General features: G+C 47.7%; 5 protein-coding genes and 1 pseudogene. 2 read left to right on the plus strand and 4 right to left on the minus strand.

Going from position 1 to position 5,277, the window contains the following annotated elements; all coding sequences use genetic code 11:
• Together OEL57_RS13725 and OEL57_RS13730 are read left to right on the plus strand one after the other, a co-directional pair.
• Window positions 1-515 (plus strand): hypothetical protein (locus tag OEL57_RS13725; RefSeq protein WP_300741185.1); only part of this gene is annotated, 515 nt, incomplete at its 5' end.
• Window positions 512-1,822, plus strand: coding sequence for an MBL fold metallo-hydrolase (locus tag OEL57_RS13730; RefSeq protein WP_300741186.1), 1,311 nt, complete (start codon window positions 512-514; stop codon window positions 1,820-1,822). The genes OEL57_RS13725 and OEL57_RS13730, both read left to right, overlap by 4 nt.
• Before the next feature lie 34 nt (window positions 1,823-1,856).
• On the opposite strand, the gene OEL57_RS13735 is transcribed toward OEL57_RS13730, so the two are convergent.
• The 4 genes and pseudogenes from OEL57_RS13735 to OEL57_RS13750 form a co-directional block, all read right to left on the minus strand.
• Complete coding sequence (locus tag OEL57_RS13735) at window positions 1,857-2,477, minus strand: recombinase family protein (RefSeq protein WP_300741187.1); 621 nt, start codon at window positions 2,475-2,477, stop codon at window positions 1,857-1,859.
• A 269-nt stretch (window positions 2,478-2,746) separates the two neighbouring features.
• Complete coding sequence (locus tag OEL57_RS13740; RefSeq protein WP_300741190.1) at window positions 2,747-4,363, minus strand: recombinase family protein; 1,617 nt, start codon at window positions 4,361-4,363, stop codon at window positions 2,747-2,749.
• 1 nt (window position 4,364) lies between these two features.
• Window positions 4,365-4,532 (minus strand): hypothetical protein, encoded by a 168-nt coding sequence (locus OEL57_RS13745; RefSeq protein ID WP_300741192.1) that lies wholly within the window; start codon window positions 4,530-4,532, stop codon window positions 4,365-4,367.
• A 249-nt stretch (window positions 4,533-4,781) separates the two neighbouring features.
• Window positions 4,782-5,277, minus strand: a pseudogene (locus tag OEL57_RS13750) (hypothetical protein); the annotation flags it as partial.

Consider the following 5,277-nt stretch of genomic DNA (forward strand, 5'->3'; position numbering starts at 1 on the left):
TTCAGAAAGAGTATCCGACCAAAGTGAACCTTGGCAAAAAAAGGCGCCAGAACTGGGATATCGCCGTTATCAAAAAGCCTGACGATAATGATCAAAGCAGCTATGACTATCTGGCACTCTCAGCAATAGTTGAGTTTGGCATGAACGAGGGACTTGATCATCTTATCGACGACTTCCTGAGGGTGAGCCATCCAGAGGCAAATGCTGAACACCGCTACATTGTACATCTTTATCGCCTCTCAGCAGCTTCAAACCAGACTTCCGGCAGAGATTGGTCTGCTAATGCGCGGGACATTAAACAGATTGAAGAAACAAAGCAATTGCTTGAAAAAATGTCAGCAGGAGATGCAAGCATCCTGACGGACGAAAGGATTGCAAAAGTTCTGAATACCAGACCACACGAGAAGCAAACAGACTGCAATCCGATAACAGTGTATCTTGCCATCGCTGATAGCACCGATAATAAAAATAAGATCATGAAATTTTGGGGTGGCACCATGAGTAACCTTTTATGATTGTCACGATCCACCGTGGCACCCATGAGATCGGCGGGTCCTGCATTGAGGTGAGACATGCCGACACCAGGATTGTTCTGGACATAGGCATGCCGTTGCTTGCTGTAAATGGTGAGCGATTTGATATGCGTCAGTACCAGAGCCTATCCGGTCCGGAACTGGTGGCCGCAGGTGTTCTGCCAAACATCGCTGGTTTTTACAAATGGGATCAGGACAGTAAGAGCGTTGACGCACTCCTGATATCTCATGCTCATCTTGATCATTATGGCTTTGCGCAATATGTACGAGAAGATATCACCTGCTATCTGGGCGAAGGCACCAGAGAACTGATGGCGCTTTCAGCCATTTACTCCAATCAAGGCTGGCATCCAAACAAACTTTCAGTAATCAGAAGCGCAACTCCTGTCACGGTTGGCTCCATGCAGATTACCCCCTTCCTGGTTGATCATTCAGCCTTTGATGCCTATGCGTTCTTGATTGAGGCAGAAGGGAAGACGCTGCTTTATACGGGTGATTTCAGGGATCATGGCAGGAAGACTTACTCAATTGGCAGGATGCTGAAATCAGTGCCGCAAGGTGTTGACGCCCTGCTGATTGAAGGAACAATGCTGGAGCGCAATGAGCAACCGAAAACAGAGCGACAGATAGAAGATGAATTATACCAACTCTGCAGGGCTACTTCACAGTTGGTACTGGTCGCCGTATCTGGGCAGAATATTGACCGGCTTGTTTCAATCTACAGAGCTGCCAAACGTAGCAAGCGCATGTTGGTTATAGATCCATATATTGCCAATGTGCTTGAATCCCTCGCTGCAAAAGCGAAGTTGCCCCATCCTTCGCCTTCCTTTGATGATGTGAAGGTTTATTTCCCGTCTTCAATTACGCGAAAGCTCAAACGTGTTGGGAAGGAAGAACAGTTCATCAAATACGGAAAATACAAGATGACGCCACAGCAATTGTCAGGTAGGCAGTCAGAGGTAGTTATGTTGATCAGGCCATCGGTGCTGGACTATCTCCAAAAGATCAATGGCATAGACGGAGCGAAGGTTGTCTGGTCGCAATGGGGCGGGTACCTCACAGAATCATACAACAAGAAGTTGCTCGAATTTATTCATGAGCACAACTTGGATCTGGTCACCATTCATACCAGTGGCCATGCTTCGGTTGAAACTCTAAAAAACGTGGTCAAAACGTTAATGCCCAAACGAGTAATCCCGATTCACACTAATACTCCTGAGCTGTTTCGTGACGTTCTTGATGATATTGATGTTTCAGAAGGTGTTGATGGCGTAGATTTTCTTTTATAGGCCCTCTTGTCTTGGCGGCATAAATTTTTATTTGTTATTTGCTTTTGCTTGCCAGTAGTTTTTCCCCGTCTGAACGGAGCATGCCTTTGGGGTCCACATGCCGATACAGTGTCTGTCGTGTAATGCCCAACTCTTGGCAGAGTTCCCCAACATTGGTTCCGGACCGCCCCATAGCAGCCATCGCCAACCTCAGTTTTGCAGGTGTCATCTTGTATGGCGCGCCACCCAACCGTCCTCTCGCTCTGGCTGAAGCAAGCCCAGCTCTGGTCCGCTCAGATATTAATTCCCGCTCAAACTCAGCCAAAGCCGCAAAGATAGCAAAAACCATCTTGCCAGCAGGTGTCGTGGTGTCGACCGTGGCTCCATGTCCCGCCAACACTCTGAATCCTACCCCACGGCTGGCAAGATCATGCACTGTATTAACCAAATGTCTCAGGTCACGTCCAAGCCGGTCAAGCTTCCAGACTACAAAGGTATCACCTTCTCGCAGTGCCTTCAGCGCAGAATCAAGTCCCGGTCGAGCATCTAATTTACCCGATGCCTTATCCTCGTAGATTTGATCAACTGATATGCCTGCAGCGACCAATGCATCCCGTTGTAGATCAGTAACCTGCGAACCGTCTGCTTTTGATACCCTCATGTACCCAATCAGCATATGTCACCCAAACGTTCGTATTTGTGACAACCCTAAAATTGATCTTGAGGCTATCATCAGGTGTCACATAATAAGTATTATAAACTAAGTGTTGTAAATATGCACATGGTTTGATTGTGTTACATAATCTGCGCTTTGATTTTTCAGTTGTATTTGCACTCTGTTTAATAACAAAAAGCCCCCATTCAGGGGGCTCCATAGTCGAGTGCAGAAAGTCTACTTTTTGCACCTGTTTTGTAGTTTGAATTACCTTGTGCAAAAAAAACCTCCTAAGGAAGGGGTCGGACGTTCGAATCGTCTCGGGGACGCCAATCACTATTGAATCCGATAACTGCTTTTGCAGCTGTCGGATTCTTTTTTTCCGCTGCCCAGCGTATCGCTCCGGCCAGTGGGCGGTAGCCCCCTCGGATCGTTGCAACGCCATCTTTCAGGATTACTTCCTTTACCAGGAGTTGCAGGTACTCCTTACTGAACGGCTTTGTGGTGTCCAACAGTTCATTTCTCAGTTTTGAACAAAACGCCTCGACCACCCGGGCATCAAGTGAATCGACCACCGCTCTGGGTGATGTCTGGTAACTCGCAATCCTGGCAGAAACCTCCGCCTCCTGATTTTTCAGTGATTCCAGTTCATCTTTAAAAAATTGATCAACCTCAATACCGTTTGCAATTGCACGATAGGCATTTTTGAGCTTTACCTGCAAGGCCTCTTGGCGCTGTTTAAGTGCTTTCAGACTGGCACCGCCATCTGCCTGCAGCCGCTGCCGCAACTCCTGCAACATGACAGTCACTCGCTCAGGGGTAAAAACCACGTCAGCTAAAGCATTCAGGACACGTCCATCAAACTGATCCATCCGTACTGGGCGTGATGAACATAACTTCACATGTTTCCTCGTCTTGGTGGAACAACGGTAATAGTAGTAGGTTCCCCCTTCACCCTTACCAGTGGCCATCACCATATTTGCCCCACAGATCCCGCATTTCAGTATACCGGACAGCAGTCTTGGGGATGATAAGCGTTTGGGGTGTGACACAGCCGGGCTTCTGCTTTTCAGCTTCTCCTGTACCAGGGCAAACAAATCTTCTGAAACAATCGCTTCAATCTCGGTTACTATCCACTCAGACTCAGGCTTCAGCTCATGGGTTTTCCAGTGGTGTTTATTAAATACCCTGATTCCCTTATATATTTCATTAGTAAGAATACTATGTACGATAGTAGTGCTCCACTGCTTATCCCGCCGGGATATATTCTGTTCATTCAGCCTGGAGGCGATCCCCTTCACACCCTTGGATGTTTCCAGATAAAGACTGAATATCATCCTTACTATTTCTGCCTCTTCCTGATTTATCACCAACATTCTTTTAACGTCTTTTCGGCCATCAACATGCACATCCTGCACATCGAAACCGAAAGGAGGCTTTGAGCCATTATGAAAACCCTGACGGGCGTTTTCTTGCATCGAGCGTAACGTGTGCTTCGCAGTCTCCTTCGATTGATAGCCATCAAATACTGCGTTAATGGTGCGAATCATTTCACCGTGGGTATCGTCGGCGGTCAGCTGAGTTATGGAAACCAACTTCACGCCGTTTTTGCGTAGATTTTTGTCGTGAATACCAAGCTCCAGATGATCCCTAAAAAAACGCGAGAGGCTATGCACAATAATCGCATCAAACGGTGCCGGTTTCTGGTAAGCCTGCTGCATCATACGCTGAAAATCAGGACGGCGGTCATCTGTGGCACTGATGCCTTCATCGACAAACTCGCCGCATATTTCATACCCTTCGCGCTGACACCAGTCCCGCATCTGACGAAGCTGGTCCGGGATAGAAAGCTGACGCTCCGCTTGTCTGGTTGTACTTACACGGGCATACAACACGGCTCGTTTCATATCAGTCAGGCTCCTTTGTCTCTTGAGAAAACAACTCCTGGAGGGATGCATGAAAACAATCGGCAATTAAACGCAACTCAGCCTGTTCAATAAACTGATTCAGATGTTCAAGTCCTTCAACATCAACAATCTGGGGTGAAGGCGGAGGATGTTTGATGGGTAACATCATTTTGAGGCTGCTACCCGACATTAAAATATACCACTCATATTCTGGCAGGACAACCTGTTGGCATGGATTAATTTGAGCATAATCTGCCTCCTTAAAATCATGTTCCAGAGGCTGTCCACGGGCCTACCACAAAAACAAAAGCCCCCCAGCCGGACGTCGTATCGATGTCTAACTGAGGGGCTTGAATTTACCGGCTCACGCCGGAGTACTATATGTTTTGTGAGCAACCATACGACTACTAAGGCCAGACTAATCTAGGCCGAGGTAGTGGTAGGTGATCTGAATACGGTTATGCCCCAGTTCATTGGAAACAGCGCCAAGAGCAGTTTCATAGCTCACATGTGCTGCCTGTAGCTCATAAAACCGCTCCCGCGCGAAGTTCCAACGCAAACCGTGACTACCGTTATACTGCTGTCCAGTCAGTTTGGCGGCTTGCTTCAGTGCACCACGATAGCCGTCTTGGCTCACGGCAAAAGATCCGTGCCGCGCAATATGTTCTACAAGCTGTCCATAGGTGTCAGGGGACATCTGAGCTATGCCGGCTTTGCCTCCTTTCCCGATATAGTTCAGATGTGCGACTGCCTTACCCGTGAATTTATCGGATGTTATACCTCTTAACTGTTCCGGCCTGATGCTGGTGGCACCGGCAATCCGCAGGCCGCTTTCGTACTGAATTTTTGCTGCCAACTGATGTGCCGGGTTTTTCATTACACAAATAAGCTTGTTCGGGTCTGCATAATTACGT

The sequence above is a fragment of the Trichlorobacter sp. genome, from assembly GCF_030247655.1.
Taxonomy (GTDB): Bacteria; Desulfobacterota; Desulfuromonadia; order Geobacterales; family Pseudopelobacteraceae; genus Trichlorobacter.